The 20,076-nt window shown below is 71.2% G+C and carries 18 protein-coding genes; 10 read left to right on the top strand and 8 right to left on the bottom strand.

Annotated features, from left to right (window positions below):
• Positions 1-38: 38 nt before the first annotated feature.
• Positions 39-1,226: a THUMP-like domain-containing protein gene (locus J5Y05_RS19440; RefSeq protein ID WP_307853989.1), complete on the bottom strand. Its 1,188-nt coding sequence runs from the start codon at positions 1,224-1,226 to the stop codon at positions 39-41.
• Positions 1,227-1,317: 91 nt separating this feature from the next.
• On the opposite strand from J5Y05_RS19440, the gene J5Y05_RS19435 reads away from it, so the two are divergent.
• From J5Y05_RS19435 to groL, 4 genes are all read left to right on the top strand, one after another.
• Positions 1,318-2,259, top strand: a complete 942-nt coding sequence (locus J5Y05_RS19435) for a polysaccharide deacetylase family protein (protein WP_210874275.1) — start codon at positions 1,318-1,320, stop codon at positions 2,257-2,259.
• Positions 2,256-2,990, top strand: coding sequence for a polysaccharide deacetylase family protein (locus tag J5Y05_RS19430; protein WP_210874272.1), 735 nt, complete (start codon positions 2,256-2,258; stop codon positions 2,988-2,990). Before J5Y05_RS19435 ends, J5Y05_RS19430 begins: the two co-directional genes overlap by 4 nt.
• Before the next feature lie 214 nt (positions 2,991-3,204).
• A complete protein-coding gene (groES, locus tag J5Y05_RS19425) occupies positions 3,205-3,513 on the top strand; it encodes a co-chaperone GroES (protein ID WP_165240547.1) in 309 nt (102 codons plus the stop codon).
• A gap of 139 nt (positions 3,514-3,652) precedes the next feature.
• Positions 3,653-5,278, top strand: a complete 1,626-nt coding sequence (gene groL, locus J5Y05_RS19420; RefSeq protein WP_210874270.1) for a chaperonin GroEL — start codon at positions 3,653-3,655, stop codon at positions 5,276-5,278.
• Positions 5,279-5,383: 105 nt separating this feature from the next.
• Here groL and J5Y05_RS19415 read toward each other — a convergent pair whose 3' ends face one another.
• From J5Y05_RS19415 to J5Y05_RS19395, 5 genes are all read right to left on the bottom strand, one after another.
• Positions 5,384-5,920 carry a hypothetical protein gene (locus J5Y05_RS19415; RefSeq protein WP_307853988.1) on the bottom strand — a complete coding sequence of 179 codons (537 nt, stop codon included), beginning with the start codon at positions 5,918-5,920 and terminating at the stop codon, positions 5,384-5,386.
• Between the two features lie 14 nt (positions 5,921-5,934).
• On the bottom strand, positions 5,935-7,782 hold the full coding sequence (locus J5Y05_RS19410; protein WP_210874268.1) for an alpha/beta hydrolase: 1,848 nt from the start codon (positions 7,780-7,782) through the stop codon (positions 5,935-5,937).
• Between the two features lie 6 nt (positions 7,783-7,788).
• Positions 7,789-8,253, bottom strand: a complete 465-nt coding sequence (locus J5Y05_RS19405; RefSeq protein ID WP_210874267.1) for a hypothetical protein — start codon at positions 8,251-8,253, stop codon at positions 7,789-7,791.
• A gap of 384 nt (positions 8,254-8,637) precedes the next feature.
• Entirely contained in the window at positions 8,638-9,411 is a 774-nt protein-coding gene (locus tag J5Y05_RS19400; RefSeq protein ID WP_210874265.1) for an SDR family NAD(P)-dependent oxidoreductase, read from the bottom strand.
• 96 nt (positions 9,412-9,507) lie between these two features.
• Positions 9,508-10,176 carry an MOSC domain-containing protein gene (locus tag J5Y05_RS19395; RefSeq protein ID WP_210874263.1) on the bottom strand — a complete coding sequence of 223 codons (669 nt, stop codon included), beginning with the start codon at positions 10,174-10,176 and terminating at the stop codon, positions 9,508-9,510.
• 81 nt (positions 10,177-10,257) lie between these two features.
• Between J5Y05_RS19395 and J5Y05_RS19390 the strand changes: the two genes are divergently transcribed.
• On the top strand, positions 10,258-11,175 hold the full coding sequence (locus tag J5Y05_RS19390; RefSeq protein WP_210874261.1) for a LysR family transcriptional regulator: 918 nt from the start codon (positions 10,258-10,260) through the stop codon (positions 11,173-11,175).
• Between the two features lie 162 nt (positions 11,176-11,337).
• Here the strand turns inward: J5Y05_RS19390 and J5Y05_RS19385 are convergent, their stop codons facing one another.
• Positions 11,338-11,670, bottom strand: a complete 333-nt coding sequence (locus tag J5Y05_RS19385; protein ID WP_210874259.1) for a WhiB family transcriptional regulator — start codon at positions 11,668-11,670, stop codon at positions 11,338-11,340.
• Between the two features lie 376 nt (positions 11,671-12,046).
• Between J5Y05_RS19385 and J5Y05_RS19380 the strand changes: the two genes are divergently transcribed.
• The 4 genes from J5Y05_RS19380 to J5Y05_RS19365 all read left to right on the top strand — a co-directional run bounded on the left by J5Y05_RS19380 (position 12,047) and on the right by J5Y05_RS19365 (position 16,531).
• Positions 12,047-12,658, top strand: a complete 612-nt coding sequence (locus J5Y05_RS19380; RefSeq protein WP_003948568.1) for a response regulator transcription factor — start codon at positions 12,047-12,049, stop codon at positions 12,656-12,658.
• A 269-nt stretch (positions 12,659-12,927) separates the two neighbouring features.
• Positions 12,928-13,515 (top strand): sigma-70 family RNA polymerase sigma factor, encoded by a 588-nt coding sequence (locus J5Y05_RS19375; RefSeq protein WP_210874250.1) that lies wholly within the window; start codon positions 12,928-12,930, stop codon positions 13,513-13,515.
• 287 nt (positions 13,516-13,802) lie between these two features.
• Positions 13,803-15,308, top strand: coding sequence for an IMP dehydrogenase (gene guaB / locus J5Y05_RS19370; RefSeq protein ID WP_210874242.1), 1,506 nt, complete (start codon positions 13,803-13,805; stop codon positions 15,306-15,308).
• Between the two features lie 98 nt (positions 15,309-15,406).
• The gene (locus J5Y05_RS19365; RefSeq protein ID WP_210874240.1) at positions 15,407-16,531 is read left to right on the top strand and encodes a GuaB3 family IMP dehydrogenase-related protein; all 1,125 of its coding nucleotides are present in this window, start codon (positions 15,407-15,409) and stop codon (positions 16,529-16,531) included.
• A gap of 83 nt (positions 16,532-16,614) precedes the next feature.
• On the opposite strand, the gene J5Y05_RS19360 is transcribed toward J5Y05_RS19365, so the two are convergent.
• Positions 16,615-17,823, bottom strand: a complete 1,209-nt coding sequence (locus tag J5Y05_RS19360; RefSeq protein WP_210874238.1) for a nucleotide sugar dehydrogenase — start codon at positions 17,821-17,823, stop codon at positions 16,615-16,617.
• A 286-nt stretch (positions 17,824-18,109) separates the two neighbouring features.
• Between J5Y05_RS19360 and J5Y05_RS19355 the strand changes: the two genes are divergently transcribed.
• Entirely contained in the window at positions 18,110-19,816 is a 1,707-nt protein-coding gene (locus J5Y05_RS19355) for a glycerol-3-phosphate dehydrogenase/oxidase (RefSeq protein ID WP_210874235.1), read from the top strand.
• The last annotated feature ends 260 nt before the right edge of the window (positions 19,817-20,076 follow it).

Raw genomic sequence — 20,076 nt, 5'->3', positions numbered from 1 at the left:
GTGCGGTGCCGCCGTCCGCCGGGAGGGCGCCGGCTCCGTCAGAGGGTCGCCGGGTGGCCCAGGAGGACCGTGGGGGCGCCCGCGACCCGGGTGAGGAAGACCGTGGCCGCGTTCGGGCCCTGCGGTCTGACCTTGCGGCGCAGCTCCTCCGGCTCGATCGCCGAGCCGCGTTTCTTCACGGTCAGGGTGCCGATGCCGCGCTCCCGCAGCAGCGCCTTGAGCTTCTTGAGGTTGAACGGCATCCGGTCGGTGATCTCGTACGCCGTCGCGTACTCCGTCGTCACCAGCGCGTCGGAGGTGACGTAGGCGATGGTCGGGTCGAGCAGTCCGCCGCCGACCTCTTCGGCGGCCTCGGCGACGAGGTGGGCGCGGATGACGGCGCCGTCCGGCTCGTAGAGGTAGCGGCCGGGCGGGCGGACCGGCGGGTCCGGCAGGCGCCGGGAGAGCAGGGTGCGCGGCCCCGGCAGCAGCGTGGCCCGTACGGTGCCGGGCTCGGTGCCGAACCACAGCACGGCCTCTTTGACCTCGCCGCCGTCGGAGATCCACTCGGCCTCGGCGCCCTCGGGCACCACCTCGTGGGGGATGCCGGGCGCGAGTTTCAGCGCGGCGGCGCGCGGTGCGGTGCGGGCCGCCTCGACGGCCCAGGAGAGCGGCGGCGAGTACGCCTCGGGGGCGAAGATCCGGCCGCCGCCGGGCCGCCCGCCGCGCCGGGCCGGGTCGACGAAGACCGCGTCGCAGCCGCCCGTACCGACCTCCGTGACATCCGCCTCGCGCACCTCGATCAGCGCGTCGAGGCCCAGTTCCCGGGCGTTGGCGCGGGCCGCCGCCACCGTCACCGGGTCGCGGTCGACGGCCAGCACCCGGATGCCCGCGCGGGCCAGCGCGATCGCGTCGCCGCCGATCCCGCAGCACAGGTCGGCCACGGAGCGCACCCCGAGGGCGGCCAGCCGTCCGGCGCGGTGGGCGGCGACGCTCGCGCGCGTCGACTGCTCGACCCCGTCGGGCGTGAAGAACATCCTCGCGGCGTCCCGCGCCCCGAACTTGGCCACCGCCCGCTGCCGCAGCCGGGCCTGGCCGAGCGCGGCCGACACCAGGTCCGGCGGATGGGTGCGGCGCAGGCGGGTGGCGACCGCGAGTTCTCGGGCGGGATCGGTGCCGCGGACCTCGTCGAGGAGCGCGCGGCCTTCGGGCGTGAGGAGCGCGTGGAGGGCTTCTGGGTCTTTCACCGGCTCATTGTGGGCCAGTCGGTGGAAGCCGCGCGCACGGCGCGGGTGTCGGGCCGGGAGCCGGGACCGGGCGCTGTCAGTATCCGAGGCCATGCGAGTAGTCGTACAAAATGACAAAAGCCGGGCGAGACGCTCCTTCCGGGCGTCCTCGCCGGGGGCCCGGACGTGCGGCGGCCTCGCCGTGCTCCTCGTCGCGGCCCTCGCCTCCGGCTGTGCGCACGACGCGTCCCCCGAGCGGGACACCGCGGCCCGGCAGCCCCTCCAGGCGCCCCCCGCCCGCGCCCAGGAGGCCCCCGAGGCCAAGGCGCGGGCCGAACAGGCGGCCCGTGCCGCCGCCGCCAAACGCTGGAACCTGAGCCAGGTCCCCCTCGCCGCGCCCCCGCCCCCCGCCGAGAAGCCCGAGATCACCGCGCGCGAGGGGTTCGAGGTGGACGGACAGGAGGAGCTGCCGCCGGTCTTCACCACGATCCCCACCGAGGACAAGGTCGTCTTCCTCACCATCGACGACGGCGCCGAGAAGGACCCGGCGTTCCTGCGCATGATGGACGAGCTGAAGGTCCCGTACACCGTCTTCCTCACCGACGAGGAGATCAAGGACGACTACGGCTACTTCCGGAAGATGCGCGACCTCGGCGTCACCCTCAACAACCACACCCTGAGCCACCCGTACCTCCCCGCCCTCTCCTACGAGCAGCAGCGGCGGGAGATCTGCGGGATGCAGGACGTGATGGAGAAGCAGTACGGCAAGCGCCCGGCCCTCTTCCGCCCGCCGTACGGCAACTACAACCGCGACACCCTCGTCGCCGCCAAGTCCTGCGGCATCCGGTACGCGCCCATCTGGGACGAGGAGGTCTACGTCGACCACTGGGAGTACCGCGAGTGGGACCGGAGCCTGCACCCGGGCGACATCGTCCTCAGCCACTTCCGCGGCCACGCCGACTGGAACGGCACCATGACCGACCTCGCCCGGCGCTTCCTCGACAAGGTCACCGCCGAGGGGTACGCCGTGGCCCGGCTGGAGGACTACCTGTGAGGCGGGGGCGGTTCCGGACCGCCGGCGCCGCCCCGACGGCCGTCCTCGCGGCCCTCCTGCTCGCCGGCTGCGCCCCGCCCGCCGGCCCCGCGCCCGGCCCCGCCGCCGGCCAGCCCGCCGCGCCCGCCGAGGCCGGCGACGCGGTGCTGCCGCCGGTCGTGGACCACGTCCCCACCACCGACAAGGTCGTCTTCCTCACCTACGACGACGGGGCCGAGCGCGACCCCGGCTTCGCCGACGTGATCCGCGAACACCGGCTGCCCGTCACCCTCTTCCTCACCGAGGACGTCGCCGGACCGGCCTACGGGCGGTTCGCCCGGCTGCGCTCGGTCGGCGCGAGCCTGCAGAACCACACCCTGGAACACCGCTCCCTGCGCGGACTGCCCTACGCCGGACAGCGCGCCGAGATCTGCGGCCAGCGGCGCAAGCTCGACACCCGCTTCGGCGTCCGCCCCCACCTGCTCCGCCCGCCCTACGGCACGTACGACACCACGACCCTGCGGGCCGCCGCCGACTGCGGGATCACCGCGCTCGTGCTGTGGCGCGCGTCCGTCGGCGCGGGCGGCGAACTCGCCTTCACCGGCGGCGAGCCGCGGCTGCGGCCGGGCGACATCATCGCCGTCGACCCGGACGAACCGGCCGGTCCGCCGCCCGGCGAGACCACCCTGAGACTGCTGCGGACCATCGCGGAACAGGGGCTGACCGTGGGGCGGCTGGAGGACTATCTCTGACCTGCCTCTGACCCCCGGCCCCGGCGACGCGACGCGGGGAATTGGCACTCCGCTTGACCGAGTGCTAATCGCGGTCATAGTCTCAGGTCTGGCACTCCCCTCAGGAGAGTGCCAACACAGCGACGGGCAGGTCCGGCACCCGCGACGACGGATCGACCTGGTCGCCACCTCAGACAGTTAACCCCGTGAGATCTCCGAAGGGGGAGGTCGGATCGTGACGACCGCCAGCACCAAGGTTGCCATCAAGCCGCTCGAGGACCGCATCGTGGTCCAGCCGCTCGACGCCGAGCAGACCACGGCTTCGGGCCTGGTCATTCCGGACACCGCCAAGGAGAAGCCCCAGGAGGGCGTCGTCCTGGCCGTGGGCCCGGGTCGCTTCGAGGACGGCAACCGTCTTCCGCTCGACGTCTCCGTCGGTGACGTCGTGCTCTACAGCAAGTACGGCGGCACCGAGGTGAAGTACAACGGCGAGGAGTACCTCGTCCTCTCGGCCCGCGACGTGCTCGCGATCATCGAGAAGTAGATCGAGAAGTAGCGAGAAGTAAGCCGGCATCACGCCGGCTCCTGCTCAGCAACTGTGCCCCTGGCCCCCGCGGACGACAAGAAGCCGGGCGCCCGGGGCGCAGTCAGTTTTCTAGAATCCCGAGAGGGCTCACGCTCCCATGGCGAAGATCCTGAAGTTCGACGAGGACGCCCGTCGCGCCCTTGAGCGCGGCGTCAACAAGCTCGCCGACACCGTGAAGGTGACGATCGGCCCCAAGGGCCGCAACGTCGTCATCGACAAGAAGTTCGGCGCCCCGACCATCACCAACGACGGCGTCACCATCGCCCGCGAGGTCGAGATCGACGACCCGTACGAGAACCTGGGCGCCCAGTTGGTGAAGGAGGTGGCGACCAAGACCAACGACATCGCGGGTGACGGTACGACCACCGCGACCGTCCTGGCCCAGGCGCTCGTCCGCGAGGGTCTGAAGAACGTCGCCGCGGGTGCCTCCCCGGCGCTGCTGAAGAAGGGCATCGACGCGGCCGTCGCCGCCGTGGCCGAGGACCTCCTCGCCACCGCGCGTCCGATCGAGGAGAAGTCCGACATCGCCGCCGTCGCCGCGCTGTCCGCCCAGGACCAGCAGGTCGGCGAGCTGATCGCCGAGGCGATGGACAAGGTCGGCAAGGACGGTGTCATCACCGTCGAGGAGTCCAACACCTTCGGCCTGGAGCTGGACTTCACCGAGGGCATGGCCTTCGACAAGGGCTACCTGTCGCCGTACTTCGTGACGGACCAGGAGCGGATGGAAGCGGTCCTGGAGGACCCCTACGTCCTCATCAACCAGGGCAAGATCTCCTCCATCGCGGACCTGCTGCCGCTGCTGGAGAAGATCATCCAGTCCAACGCCTCGAAGCCGCTGCTGATCATCGCCGAGGACGTCGAGGGCGAGGCCCTCTCCACCCTCGTCGTCAACAAGATCCGCGGCACCTTCAACGCCGTCGCGGTGAAGGCCCCCGGCTTCGGCGACCGCCGCAAGGCGATGCTCCAGGACATGGCCGTCCTCACGGGCGCCACGGTCATCTCCGAGGAGGTCGGCCTCAAGCTCGACCAGGTCGGCCTGGACGTGCTCGGCACCGCCCGCCGCATCACGGTCACCAAGGACGACACCACGATCGTCGACGGCGCCGGCCAGAAGGCCGACGTCGAGGGCCGCATCGCCCAGATCAAGGCCGAGATCGAGGCCACGGACTCCGACTGGGACCGCGAGAAGCTCCAGGAGCGCCTCGCGAAGCTGGCCGGCGGCGTGTGCGTCATCAAGGTCGGCGCCGCCACCGAGGTGGAGCTGAAGGAGCGCAAGCACCGTCTGGAGGACGCCATCTCCGCGACCCGCGCCGCGGTCGAGGAGGGCATCGTCTCCGGTGGTGGCTCCGCCCTGGTCCACGCCGTCAAGGTGCTGGAGGGCAACCTCGGCAAGACCGGCGACGAGGCCACCGGCGTGTCGGTCGTCCGCCGCGCCGCCGTCGAGCCGCTGCGCTGGATCGCCGAGAACGCCGGCCTGGAGGGCTACGTCATCGTCTCCAAGGTGGCGGAGCTGGAGAAGGGCAGCGGCTACAACGCCGCCACCGGCGAGTACGGCGACCTGGTCAAGGCCGGCGTCATCGACCCGGTGAAGGTCACCCGCTCCGCCCTGGAGAACGCGGCCTCCATCGCCTCCCTCCTCCTGACGACCGAGACCCTGGTCGTCGAGAAGAAGGAAGAGGAAGAGCCCGCCTCCGGCGGCCACAGCCACGGCCACGCCCACTGAGCGCTGCGCTGAGCTGAGCTGAGCGAACGGTGCCCAGTGCCCCTGCGGGGGTGCTGGGCACCGTTCGTCGTCGGATGCGAGGCATCCGGCAGCGCAAGACCTGTGTCACCTTGGGAGAGCCGCGTCGCTTGACCAGAACGTGGACGTCACATTCGGAGCCGGCAATTCCTGCTCCGAGTAGTCGGGGCCGCTGGGTCTGCTGGTCGGCTGAGCAACCTCGGACTTCTCCACGCACGGAGTGGTGACACTCAGGTGGGCTTGACCATTCGGCCCGATCAGGACTTCCAGTTGGAAGCCGTCCTCTGTCTTGAAGTGGGCGGCCAGCCCGTTCGGGCTCGTCGCGACAAGACTGTATCCCTTGCTCTTCCAGTGACGTTCCAGCACACCGAGAAAGCTGCCACGCCGCTCGGCGGAGATGACGGTCATCACGGCACGGTCGCGGTCCACGTAGCAGTCACCCGGCATGGAGTACCGATGTGTCCACTGAACCGGAGGCTTGATCGCGGCGAATGCCTCGTCCAGAATCCCGTCCGCCTTGTCCGCGGCCTCTTGCAGGTTCATCTTCGCTTGTCCTTCCTTGCCCGAGGACGGAGAACCCGCCATGCCGCATCCAGTGAGAAGCAGTGCCAGCAGTGAAGCCACCGCACTCATTCGCCTCATCGCGGCGTCTCCCTTATGACGTATTCCGGATGACCTGCGACAATGGCCGCGATATTTTGCGCGGAGACCTTGTCTTTCCCTTCTTCCGGTGTGAAGTAGTTACTATGGGCTTCAATGTCGAGCTTTGACTCCAACACGTCGGGGAAGGAGGGCTGCATCAGCGCTGGTCCGGGCAGGGTCTGAAATCTGTTGGCACCGAAAGCCTTGCTTGCCGGATCTTTTCCGAACCAGATGTCGTCGTCACCCAGGTCGGCAATCTCTCCTCCGAGATACGCCCCCAATGGCCCTCCGCTGAAGAATCCTATGGTTCCTGCCAGGGCTTCGTTCTTCGAAGGAAGCTTGGTGACGATGTCGTTCTCCGCCGCACCGACCCACACGTGGTTCTTGCCCACGCCCAGTTCCTCCGCCTTGTCCACACCGACGCCGGGGCTTCCGACGAGAATCACGTCGTCAACGCCAGGAATACCGCCAGCCTCCTGCGTCGCGGCTCCTACCAGTCGAGAACCGTAGGAGTGCCCGATGGCGGTCACATGGGAGTCGGGGTTCGTGTTGGTTGCCGATATCCCGTCCATGAAGCTGTTGTATGCGGGCGCACCGCGCTCGGCGCCAAGGGCAGTCATCACATCAATCGATTGAGGAGCGTCGTAGCCGAGCCATACGATCGCGGATGAGGACGCATCGAATTTCTGAGCACCGACAGCCGTATAGAAAGCGCGCTTTATCGTGCCGTCGGCGAACTCGGAGTCGAGCTTTGTTCCCAAGCCCGGCACGTAGGCAGCCACATTCTTCGACGTGTCGGGATTCCCATAGGCTACGACGGCTCTCCCGTTTCCTTCAAGGCCGATGCCCAGGAGGTACATCGGCGGCACGCTGGGTTTCCCAAGCTTCTCCTGGATCTTCTCCAGGCCGCCCAACTTGGCCTGTGACACCTCGTCGTGGCGACCCTCTAGTGACGCGATGAGAAGGGGCAGGTTCTCACGGTTCGCCTCGTCGCGCACCAGGGCGGGAATGCCGTCCAGGTTTCCGATGACCTCGGGGAAAGCAATCTTGTATTCTTCGCGCTGTTCGTCGGTGAGGCCGTCCCACCACTCCTTGCGGTCGGCGGGGGACTTGTCGAAGGGGACGGTGTCCCGAAGGTATTCGCGCGCGGCCGAGCTGACAGCACCGACGTCGGACGCCACATCCGCCCATGTCTTCGTGGTGACGTCCAGCCCTGGCGCAGCCTTGAGCTTCCCCAGTGCCTTGCTGTACCGCTCGTCGATCTCCGTGGCTTCGCGCAGGGCGTGGGCTATGCGGTCGGCGATGTCCTGGGCCTTGGCGTGGTGCGGGTTGCCGTGGTGGATGTCGATGCCGCCGGCTCCCGCGTCCGGTGAGTACAGCCCGTTGGGGCCAGGGCCGTACAGGGCTCTGTTGCCGGGGCCCAGCATGCCGTTGTCGCCGACGGCCGTGCCGCCGGGGATCTCGCCTCCGGTCGCCTTGTTCTCACCGCCGGCCGGGAAGGTGACATCCCCGGCCGAACTGACGGGATACCCGAGGGCTGCCGCGTCGTCCAATGCCGCGATCAGGCGGCGCCGAGGTGAGGCGATCTCGGCGGAGAAACCGTTGAGCGACCCGCTGACCAGTCCGCACTCGACCCGGGTGTAACGAAAGTTCTCCGAAAGCTTCTTCAGCTGCTTCTGCGCCGCGTCAGCGGCCTCCCCCTCATTGGCCTCTTTCATGGCCTTGGTGATCTGCTTGTCGATGCGCTTCCCGGCCGCGTCTGCCGCATCGCTCACCATGCGGTATCCGTCCGCCGCTTCCGCGTACTCGGCCGGCTTGAGCCCCTTGAGTGCCGCGAGGTCCATACCGGATCACCCGTCGCTGCCGTGGGAAGCAGACCCGTCCTGGCCACCGGCACTCAGCGCGGCAATCTCAGCCCTGATCGCCTCGTCGGTCCTCAGCTGGTCGTTCCCCGTCTTCTCCAGCACGCCGGCAAGCCCGTCGCACCACTCGCCGATGTCCTTCGCCCGACGCTCCCACGAGTCGAACACGCCCAACTGCGCCGTGGCGGTCAGAAACGCGCCCTTCTTGTCGAGCCCGGTCTGCGCGTCCTCCAGCTTCTTCAACGCCTTGCCCATGCCGGTCCGCAGCTCCCCGAGCCCTTCCCCGGCCTTGGACCACGCGGTCTTGTCCGACCTCAACCTGCCGGACGGAGGCCCGTACGTAGCACTCGGGCTCGTGCCACCCTGATCGGCCGGCAACTGATTGAGCTGCGTGTGCGCGGACTGCCGCTCAGCCGCCGCAGCCTTGAGCTGCTCCCACTCCTCCCACGCCATGCGTGGCCCTCCCTGGCTTCCTCGCACGCCCGCCGGCCGAACACGCCCGTCCACCAGCGGCGTTGTGTGGATGAAGCAAACGCTAACGCGCCGTCACCACCGGCCCCACCCGTATCCGGCATCACGACGTCTGAGTAGCCGTACTCAGACTGGAACAAGCCGCGAACCGGCCGGGCCGGCGTTTCCCGCCGCAGCCCCGTCGTGCACGCGTTGCCCATGGTGGTGTCATGAACGACGACAGCAGGGGCGAGGTCCCCGACCGGACCCGGACGGCCGAAGGAGGGGAGCTGAGCAGAGGGACGCCGGGGCGCCGTCAGGTGACGCGGTCCCGGGTGTGACCGTCGTCGGGCGCCCCCAGTACGCCGGACGTCCGCACCGAGTCTCCTACTGCGGTCCGTACTTTCGTTCCGACCGTGACGTGATCCCGCTCATCAGCCCCCGCGGCAACAGCTTCGCCGCGCCCGTCAGGGCCTTGTAGCGCGGGTCCGGGATGGAGAGGGACTTGCCTCGGGACAGGTCGGTCAGGGCCTCGGCGACGACCTTGTCGGCGTCCAGCCACATCCAGTTCGGGATGTTGTCCGTGCCCATGCCGGCGCGCTGGTGGAACTCCGTGCGGACGAAGCCGGGGCAGAGCGCCATCAGGCGGACGCCGGTGCCGGCCAGGTCCCGCGCCACGCCCTGCGTGAACTGCGCGACCCACGCCTTCGAGGCGCCGTACGTGCCGTGCGGGACGAAGGCCGCGACCGAGGCCACGTTGACCACGCCGCCGCGCCCGCGCTCGCGCATCGTCTCCGCCGCCGCCGCGGTCAGCCGCAGCACCGCCTCGCAGTGCACGGTGAGCATCCGCAGCTCGTCGGCCATGGGGACGTCGAGGAAACGGCCCTTGTTGCCGAAGCCGGCGTTGTTGACCAGCAGGTCGACGGGGTGCTTGCGCTCGCGCAGCCGGGCGGCGACCGCCTCGATGCCGGTGTCCGTGGCCAGGTCGGCGACGAGCACCTCCGCCTCGATGCCGTGCCGGTCGTGCAGTTCGGTCGCCTGCACGCGCAGCCGTTCGTCGTTCCGGGCCACCAGGACGAGGTCGTGCCCGTCGGCCGCCAGCCGCCGCGCGAACGCGGCACCGATACCCGCCGTCGCACCCGTAATCAATGCCGTTGTCATGTGGCCAGCGTAGTGACCCGGACGTCGCGCGTCCGCTTCGCGCACCGGCCCCACGGGCCGTCAGGAGGCGGAGAGTGTTCCGGCGGTGAGGCCGGGTCAGCCCGCGTACGACTCCACGTACGTGCGCGCCTTCGCCAGGGACTCCGGGTGCAGCGCCTCGCCCGCCGCCAGCAGCCGCGGCAGCAGGTCGCGCTCCGTGGTCACCGCCCGGAACTGCAGGGCGACCGTCACGTCGTGCGCCGGGCGGTGCACGATCTCCACCGGATCGCCCGCCCGGATCTCCCCGGGCACGACGACCCGCAGGTACGCGCCCGGAGCGCCGCGCTGCATGAACCGCTTCACCCAGCGCGGCTCGCCCAGGTGCCCCTGGAAGGTCCGGCACGGGATGCGGCCGCTGGTGACCTCCAGGACCACCTCCGGCCCGATCCGCCAGCGTTCGCCGATGAGCGCGCCGGAGACGTCCAGGCCGGAGGTGGTGAGGTTCTCGCCGAAGGAGCCGTGCGCCAGGGGGCGGCCCAGCTCGCTCTCCCAGGCGTCCAGGTCCTCGCGGGCCATGGCGTACACGGCCTGGTCGTCGCCGCCGTGGTGCCGCGTGTCGCACACCGCGTCCCCGGCCACCCCGCTCGCGCCCACGCCCTTGGGCCCCGGCGCCGCCACGCGCACCGGGCCGTCGGCCGGCCGCTTGTCGATACCGGTGACCCCGTCGGGGTGATCGGTGTACGGCACGACCGTCGCGCGCCCCAGATTGATGGAAAGAAGCCTCATGAGCAGACCGTAAGTCATACTTGATCAAAGCGTCGACGTATTTTTCCGCATCTGCTCAAAGGATGTCTTATCCTCGGGAGAATGATCGAGGCCCGACATCTCCGTGTCCTGCGCGCCGTGGCCGCCACCGGCTCCTTCTCCGCCGCCGGCCGCGAGCTGGGCTGCACCCAGCCCGCCGTCAGCCAGCAGATGAAGGCCCTGGAGACCTCCGTCGGCACGCCCCTGATCGTGCGCAGCGGACGCGAGATGCGGCTGACCCAGGCCGGAGAGGCCCTCGTACGGCACGCCGCCGGCATCCTCGCCGGGCTCACCGCCGCCGAGGAGGAGGTCGCCGCCATCGCCGGGCTGCGCGCCGGGCGGGTCCGGCTGGTCTCCTTCCCGAGCGGCAGCTCCACCCTGGTCCCGGCCGCCCTGGCCGCGCTGCGCGCCGCGCACCCCGGCACCCGCGTCTACCTGGAGGAGGCCGAGCCGCCGCGCTCCGTGGAGCTGCTGCGCGAGGGCGACTGCGACATCGCGCTCGCCTTCCGCTACGAGGGGGCGGCCGGCGCCGAGGAGTGGGACGACCTGGTCGTCCGCCCGCTGCTGAGCGACCGGCTGGTGGCCCTCGTACCCGAGCGGCACCGGCTCGCGCGCACGGAGGACGGCTCCCTCGCCATCGGCGAACTCGCCGGTGAGCCGTGGATCGCGGGGTGCCCGCGCTGCCGGGGCCAGCTCGTCGAGGTCTGCGAGGGGGCGGGCTTCACGCCCCGCATCGACTTCGCCACCGACGACTACCCGGCCGTGGCCGGCCTGGTCGGGGCCGGTCTCGGCGTGGCGGTCCTGCCCGAGCTGGCCGTGGAGTCCGTACGGCCCCGGGGCGTGCGCGCGGTGGCGCTGGAACCGGCGGTGCGGCGCGAGATCGTCGCGCTCACCCTGCCCGACCTGGCCCAGGTCCCGGCGGTCGCCGCGACCCTGGACCAACTCGCCCGCGCGGCGGCCCGCCAGAGCGCGGGGGACTGAGCCGGTCCCGCGGCGGGCGGGCCCGGGAGGCGGCCCCCTCGTGACGCCTCGTCACGCCCCCTGGAGGGGCCTCCGTACAGGAAAGGACCCGGGCACCCTGCACGTGCCCGGGTCGGCGATGTTCTGCAAAAACGTTCCTTCAGCAGGTGCCGCCGCGATGGGTCAATCGTGTCCGGACGCGTCGGCCCCGGCCGGTGCCGAGGCGGCCACCAGCCGGTGGCGTGCCCGTCCCATCAGTTCCTCGCGTTCGTCCTCGGTCAGTCCGCCCCACACGCCGTACGGCTCGCGCACCGCGAGGGCGTGAGCCGCGCACTCCGCGCGCACCGGGCACCTCATGCAGACCTCCTTGGCCGAGTTCTCGCGGGCGCTCCTGGCCGCGCCGCGTTCACCCTCCGGGTGGAAGAAGAGAGAGCTGTCCACCCCGCGGCACGCGGCGAGGAGCTGCCAGTCCCACAGGTCCGCGTTCGGTCCGGGAAGGCGGGAGAAATCTGCCATGGCGTGACCCCTTGTAGCCGATCTGGGTGGATACGGTGTCCACGACCGTACAACTACGATCTAAGGAGATGAAAATATGACTCATTGCGAATCTAGCCGCAGACACCGCCGAAGTGGAAGAAAATCGGCTAAATGGGGCACTGCTTGTGATGAAACGGCGTGAGTACGTCGCGCATGTCTGCACCGTGTCCGCGCACTCACGTAGAGTGCCGAAGACGACACTCGGCCCCGTAACTCTTTCGGGTGACCATCGTTGAGAGTGCGGAGGCGGTTGAAGGAACAGGACTCGGGCGGGCGTCCGAGACGGTCGACCGCACAGGTGACGATTCGTACCAGCCTGGAGGCTCAACGTGACGCGCATCAGCGGAGGACGGCCATGACTTCCGTCCTCGTCTGCGACGACTCCCCGCTTGCCCGAGAGGCGCTTCGCCGTGCGGTCGCGACCGTGCCCGGCGTCGAACGCGTGACGACGGCCGCCAACGGCGAGGAAGTCCTCCGCCGCTGGGGAGCCGACCGCTCGGACCTGATTCTCATGGACGTCCGCATGCCCGGACTCGGCGGTGTCGAGACCGTCCGCCGGCTGCTGTCCGCCGACCCCGGTGCCCGCATCATCATGCTCACCGTCGCCGAGGACCTGGACGGCGTGGCCCTGGCCGTCGCCGCCGGTGCCCGCGGTTACCTGCACAAGGACGCCTCGCGCGCCGAACTGCGGGCCACCGTGACGCAGGCCCTCGCCGACCCGACCTGGCGGCTCGCACCGCGCCGCCTTCGCTCCGCCGAGATGGGCGCCGCGCCGACGCTCACGGCGCGCGAGATCCAGGTGCTGGAGGGCATGAGCCACGGCCGCTCCAACGCGGAGATCGGCCGTGAGCTGTTCCTCTCCGAGGACACGGTCAAGACGCACGCCCGGCGGCTGTTCAAGAAGCTCGGCGCCTCGGACCGGGCGCACGCGGTGGCGCTCGGATTCCGGTGGGGCCTGGTCCGCTAGGTCCCCCGTGCGGAGACCGGACGGTGTCGTGGCGCACCCCGCTTACCGTCAGGTGAGCGGGGGTGACAAGGCGGCCCGCCGGATGCCCGCTGCTCGTTTCGCGGCGGATGGCGCATCCTTGAGGTGTGGAGTTCCTCGGGGACGAGTCGGTCGAGCGGAAGGGGAGGGCGCAGGGGATGATGAGTGCCGGCGCACCTGCTCATAACGCTTCGGTGCACAACAGCGGGCACGGAGCCACGGATCGGAAGGCCGCAAGGCACCATGGACCGATGCGTGACGACGAGGCTGCCGCCGACCGGGGGACGGTCGGCGGGCTCGTGCACCGGGCGGTCGACGGAGACGAACAGGCCACGCACGACCTGCTCGCCCACGTGCATCCGCTGGCGCTGCGCTACTGCCGTACGCGGCTGTCGCGGCTGCCCGGCGACGCCCGGCACTTCGTCGAGGACCTCGCCCAGGAGGTCTGCGTGGCGGTGCTCCTCGCGCTGCCCCGGTACAAGGACACCGGGCGTCCCTTCGAGGCGTTCGTCTTCGCCATCGCCGCCCACAAGGTCGCCGACCTGCAACGGGCCGCGATGCGGCACCCCGGTTCGACGGCCATCCCCTCCGACGAGATGCCCGAGCGGCCCGACGACTCGCTCGGCCCGGAGGAGCGGGCGCTGCTCAACAGCGACGCCGCCTGGGCGAAGAAGCTCCTCGCCAACCTCCCCGAGAACCAGCGGGAGCTGCTCCTGCTGCGCATCGCGGTCGGGCTCACCGCCGAGGAGACGGGCCAGATGTTGGGAATGTCACCCGGCGCCGTGCGGGTCGCGCAGCACCGCGCGCTGAGCCGGCTCCGGGCGCTGGCGGAGCAGTAGGCGCTGGCGGAGCAGTAGGGGCCGGCGGAGCAGTAGGCGCGGGCGGGGCGTTCGGCGTCGGCGGGGCGGCAGGGTGGTCTCGGCGGGCGCCGGCTCCCGCGCGCCGCCGCCGCGTTCCGGACCGGGCCCCCGTTCCCCCGCGGGCCCTGCCCGTGCGACGGTACGTGTGACCGTACGACGGTGTGAACGTACGAAGTGCGGTCCCGTCCGGCACCGTGGAATGAGACACCTCGCATTCCCGTTAGCATGGACATCCGCACCGATCAAGGCCATTTGGGGAAGGTGTCATGACTGCCAACGTCGACGGAGTGCCCGAGAAATTCGCGACGCTCGGGCTGACCTACGACGACGTGCTGCTGCTGCCGGGCCCGTCGGACATGGCACCCGACGAGATCGACACCGCCTCGTACGTCTCCAAGAACGTGCGGGTGAACATCCCGCTGCTCTCCGCCGCCATGGACAAGGTCACCGAATCGCGCATGGCGATCTCGATGGCCCGCCAGGGCGGCGTCGGCGTCCTGCACCGCAACCTGTCCATCGAGGACCAGGCCAACCAGGTCGACCTGGTGAAGCGGTCCGAGTCGGGCATGGTCGCCGACCCGATCACCATCCACCCCGACGCCACCCTCGGCGACGCGGACGCGCTGTGCGCCAAGTTCCGCATCAGCGGCGTGCCCGTCACCGACGGCTCGGGCCGGCTGCTCGGCATCGTCACCAACCGCGACATGGCCTTCGAGACCGACCGCTCCCGCCGGGTGAGCGAGGTCATGACGCCGATGCCGCTGGTCACCGGCAAGGTCGGCATCTCCGGCGTGGACGCCATGGAGCTGCTGCGTCGCCACAAGATCGAGAAGCTGCCGCTCGTCGACGACCAGGGCGTGCTCAAGGGCCTGATCACGGTCAAGGACTTCGTCAAGGCCGAGCAGTACCCGAACGCCGCCAAGGACGCCCAGGGGCGGCTGCTGGTCGGCGCCGCGGTCGGCGTGGCCGGCGACTCCTTCGAGCGGGCCCAGGCGCTGATCGAGGCGGGCGTCGACTTCATCGTCGTCGACACCGCGCACGGTCACTCCCGCCTGGTCGGCGACATGGTCGCCAAGATCAAGTCGAACTCCGCCGGCATCGACGTCATCGGCGGCAACATCGCCACCCGGGACGGCGCCCAGGCGCTCATCGACGCCGGCGTGGACGGCATCAAGGTCGGCGTCGGCCCCGGCTCCATCTGCACCACCCGCGTCGTCGCCGGCATCGGCGTGCCGCAGGTGACGGCGATCTACGAGGCGTCCCTCGCCGCCAAGGAGGCCGGTGTCCCGGTCATCGGCGACGGCGGCCTGCAGTACTCCGGCGACATCGCCAAGGCCCTGGTCGCGGGCGCCGACACGGTGATGCTGGGCTCGCTGCTGGCCGGCTGCGAGGAGTCGCCGGGCGAGCTGCTCTTCATCAACGGCAAGCAGTTCAAGTCGTACCGGGGCATGGGCTCGCTGGGCGCCATGCAGACCCGGGGCGACCGCAAGTCCTTCTCCAAGGACCGCTACTTCCAGGAGGGCGTCGCCTCCGACGAGCAGCTCGTCCCCGAGGGCATCGAGGGCCAGGTGCCCTACCGGGGCCCGCTCTCCTCCGTCGTCCACCAGCTCGTCGGCGGTCTGCGCCAGTCGATGTTCTACGTCGGCGGGCGCACCGTGCCGCAGCTCCAGGAGAACGGCCGCTTCGTGCGGATCACCTCCGCCGGGCTGAAGGAGAGCCACCCGCACGACATCCAGATGACCGTCGAGGCGCCGAACTACAGCCGCAAGTAGCCCGGCCGGAGGCGGCCCCGGGAGCATCCGGGGCCGCCTTCGCCGTGCCCGTCGGCGATACTGGAAGACGCTGCACGCAACAGGGAAAGGCCACAGACGTGACTGAGATCGAGATCGGGCGCGGCAAGCGCGGCCGGCGGGCATACGCGTTCGACGACATCGCCGTCGTCCCCAGCCGCCGTACCCGGGACCCGAAGGAGGTCTCGATCGCCTGGCAGATCGATGCCTACCGCTTCGAGCTGCCCTTCCTGGCCGCCCCGATGGACTCGGTCGTCTCCCCGGCCACCGCCATCCGCATCGGCGAGATGGGCGGCCTCGGCGTGCTCAACCTCGAAGGACTCTGGACCCGGTACGAGGACCCGCAGCCGCTGCTCGACGAGATCGCCGAGCTGGACGCCGCGACGGCCACCCGGCGCCTCCAGGAGATCTACGCGGCCCCGATCCAGGAGGAGCTGATCGGCCGGCGCATCAAGGAGGTGCGCGACTCCGGCGTCGTCACCGCCGCCGCGCTCTCCCCGCAGCGCACCGCCCAGTTCTCCAAGGCCGTGGTCGACGCGGGCGTGGACATCTTCGTCATCCGCGGCACCACCGTCTCCGCCGAGCACGTCTCCGGCTCGCACGAGCCGCTCAACCTGAAGCAGTTCATCTACGAACTGGACGTCCCGGTGATCGTCGGCGGCTGCGCCACCTACACCGCGGCCCTGCACCTGATGCGCACCGGCGCGGCCGGTGTCCTCGTCGGCTTCGGCGGCGGCGCCGCGCACACCACCCGCAACGTGCTCGGCATCCAGGTCCCGATGGCGACGGCCGTCGCCGACGTGGCCGCCGCGCGCCGCGACTACATGGACGAGTCCGGTGGCCGGTACGTGCACGTCATCGCGGACGGCGGCGTGGGCTGGTCCGGCGACCTGCCCAAGGCCATCGCCTGCGGCGCCGACTCGGTGATGATGGGCTCGCCGCTCGCGCGCGCCAGCGACGGGCCGGGCAAGGGCAACCACTGGGGCATGGAGGCCGTCAACGAGGAGCTGCCGCGCGGCCAGAAGGTCGACCTCGGCACCGTCGGCACCATCGAGGAGATCCTCACCGGCCCCTCCCACACCCCCGACGGCTCGATGAACTTCTTCGGCGCCCTGCGCCGCGCCATGGCCACCACGGGGTACAGCGAGCTGAAGGAGTTCCAGCGGGTCGAGGTGACGGTCGCGGAGTCCCGCCACCGCCGCTGACCCGTCCTCGCGGTGGGCGAAGGCAGGCGAGGGTACGCACACGAAAGGGCCCGGAGCAGCACGCTCCGGGCCCTTCGCGCCGGTCAGAGGCGGTGTGCGGCCCCCGTGGGGGTGGCGCCTCGGGTGTCCAGCAGGAGCTGGGCCTTCACCGACAGGCCCTGGAGGTCGTATGTGCGGTGCTGCTGGAGCAGGATGGTGAGGTCGGCGTCGGCGGCGGCCTCGTAGAGCGAGTCGGCGCGCGGGACGGGGTGGCCCAGCAGGTTCCAGGACGGGATGTGCGGGTCGTGGTAGCTGACGGCGGCGCCCAGCTCGCGCAGGCGGGTGGCGATCTCCTGGGCCGGGGTGGCCTGCTGGTCGGGCAGGTCGGCCTTGTAGGTGACGCCGAGGAGGAGGACGCGGGCGCCGCGCGCGGACTTGCCGTGCTCGTTGAGGAGGGCGGCGGCGCGCTGGACGACGTAGCGGGGCATCTGGTCGTTGACCCGCTGGGCCAGCTCCACCAGGCGCAGCCCGCGCGGGGTGCGGCCGGTCAGGTCCTGGGGGGCGGAGTGGCCGCCGACGCCGGGTCCGGGGCGGAACGCCTGGAAGCCGAAGGGCTTGGTCTCCGCGCAGCGGATGACGTCCCACAGGTCGACGCCCAGGTCGTGGCAGAGCACGGCCATCTCGTTGACCAGGGCGATGTTCACATGGCGGAAGTTGCTCTCCAGGAGCTGCACCGTCTCCGCCTCCCGCGTGCCGCGCGCGCGGACCACCCGGTCGGTGAGCCGGCCGTAGAAGGCGGCGGCCGATTCGGTGCAGGCGGGGGTGAGGCCGCCGATGACCTTGGGCGTGTTGGCCGGGGTGAAGTCGCGGTTGCCGGGGTCGGCGCGGCTGGGGGAGTAGGCGAGGTGGAAGTCGCGGCCGGCCCGCAGCCGGGAGCCCTCCTCCAGGATCGGGCGCAGGAACTCCTCCGTCGTGCCCGGCTCCACCGGCGACTCCAGGACGACCGTGGTGTGCGGGCGCAGGTGCTCGGCGAGGGTGCGCGCGGCGGCCTCCACCTGGGTGAGGTCCGGGGCGCCGGCCGGTCCGGGCGGGGCCGGCGCGCAGATGACCGCGGTGCGCACCCGGCCCAGCTCGGCCGGGCGGACGGCGGTGCGGAAGCCCCCCGCCAGCATCCGGCGCACCTCGGCGGGGGTGAGGGGGCCGGGCTCCGGGCCGGTCTTGAAGCCGACGGTGGAGATGCCGGCGGCGACGGCGGCCTGGGCCAGGGGCAGTCCGTACGGGCCGAGTCCGATGACGGCGAGATCTGCGGGCATGACGTGGGCCGTCCTTCCCAGTAGCCGAAGGGGGACAGGTGCGCAAGCCCTGTGGACAGGATGGGCGAGCACAACGTCAGACTAGGAGTAAATATGACCGATATGTGGGATTGATCGGCCGAGTCTCGGCGAGTGTTGACGCGCGTCACCGGGGAGGGTTGTCCACAGGCGGGTCCCGCGTGGTGGCCGATCACGGACATCACGGTAAGAATCTGGCCACGGGGGTACCGGGAACCAGGCCGTCCCCGACGGGCGCGGCCGAGGCGACTGACAGCGGGAGGCAGCGGTGAGGACAGCGACACTGGGGCCGGCCGAGCGGGCCGCGTCGCTCGCGGCCATGGCCGAGCGCGAACTGGACGTCCTGGTGGTCGGCGCGGGTGTGGTCGGATCGGGCACCGCGCTCGACGCCGCGACGCGCGGACTCTCCACCGGACTGGTCGAGGCCCGCGACTGGGCCTCCGGCACCTCCAGCAGGTCCAGCAAGCTCATCCACGGCGGGCTCCGGTACCTGGAGATGCTCGACTTCGCCCTGGTCCGCGAGGCGCTGAAGGAGCGCGGGCTGCTCCTGGAGCGGATCGCCCCGCACCTGGTGCGGCCGGTGCCCTTCCTCTACCCGTTGCGGCACCGGGGCTGGGAGCGGCTGTACGCCGGCTCCGGCGTCGCCCTCTACGACGCCATGTCCATGGCCCGCGCACACGGCCGGGGCCTGCCCGTGCACCGCCACCTCACCCGCCGGCACGCCCTGCGGGTGGCCCCCGCGCTGCGCAAGGACGCGCTGGTCGGCGCCCTCCAGTACTACGACGCCCAGGTGGACGACGCCCGCTTCACCGCCACGCTGGTGCGCACGGCCGCCGCCTACGGCGCCCAGGTCGCCAACGGGGCGCGGGTCACCGGCTTCCTCCGCGAGGGCGAGCGGGTGGTCGGCGCCCGCGTCCAGGACGTCGAGAGCGGCGGCGAGTACGAGATCCGCGCCCGGCAGGTGGTCAACGCGACCGGGGTGTGGACCGACGACACCCAGGCGATGGTCGGCGAGCGCGGCCGGTTCCACGTCCGCGCCTCCAAGGGCATCCACCTGGTCGTCCCCAAGGACCGCATCCACTCCTCCACCGGGCTGATCCTGCGCACCGAGACGTCCGTGCTCTTCGTCATCCCCTGGGGCCGGCACTGGATCGTCGGCACCACCGACACCGACTGGGACCTGGACAAGGCCCACCCGGCCGCCTCCAGTGCCGACATCGACTACCTCCTCGACCACGTCAACGAGGTGCTGTCGGTCCCCCTCACCCGCGACGACGTCCAGGGCGTCTACGCGGGGCTGCGCCCCCTGCTGGCCGGCGAGTCGGACGCCACCAGCAAGCTCTCGCGCGAGCACACCGTCGCCCACCCGGTGCCGGGCCTGGTCGTCGTGGCCGGCGGCAAGTACACGACGTACCGGGTGATGGCCAAGGACGCGGTGGACGCCGCCGTGCACGGGCTCGACCTGCGGGTCGCCGAGTGCGTCACCGAGGACGTCCCGCTGCTCGGCGCCGAGGGGTACCGGGCGCTGTGGAACGCGCGGGCGCGGATCGCCGCCCGCACCGGAGTGCACGTGGTGCGCGTCGAGCACCTGCTCCACCGGTACGGGGCCCTCGCCGAGGAGGTGCTCGAACTCGTCGCCGACGACCCCTCGCTGGGCGAGCCGCTGGCCGCCGCCGACGACTACCTGCGCGCCGAGATCGTCTACGCCGCCTCCCACGAGGGCGCCCGGCACCTGGACGACGTGCTCACCCGCCGCACCCGCATCTCCATCGAGACCTTCGACCGCGGCACCCGCAGCGCCCGCGAGGCCGCCGAGCTGATGGCGCCCGTGCTGGGCTGGGACACGGAGCGGCTGGAGCGGGAGGTCCACCACTACGAGAAGCGCGTCGAGGCCGAGCGGGAGTCCCAGCTCCAGCCCGACGACCTCACGGCGGACGCGGCCCGGCTGGGGGCGCCGGACATCGTGCCGCACTGAGCCGGCGGGCGGGCCGCCCGGTGTGGCGTCCCGGTGTTGCGTCCCGGTGTGACAGCGGGCGGGCCGAGCGGTGTGGCGTCCCGTGTGACGCCTCGGTGTGACGCCTCGGTGTGGGGCCTCGGTGTGGGGCCTCGGCAGGGCGACCCGGGTGGCCCGGCCGTGCTGCCCGTCCCGTCTGCCGGGCCCGCCCCGGCCGCATTGCCCAGCCCCGTTTGCCGGGCCCGCCCCGGCCGACCCGGCCGCCCCGTCCGGCTCGTCCC

Source organism: Streptomyces tagetis (assembly GCF_018069565.1).
Taxonomy (GTDB): Bacteria; Actinomycetota; Actinomycetes; order Streptomycetales; family Streptomycetaceae; genus Streptomyces; species Streptomyces tagetis.
This window is presented reverse-complemented; position numbering and strand designations above follow the sequence as displayed.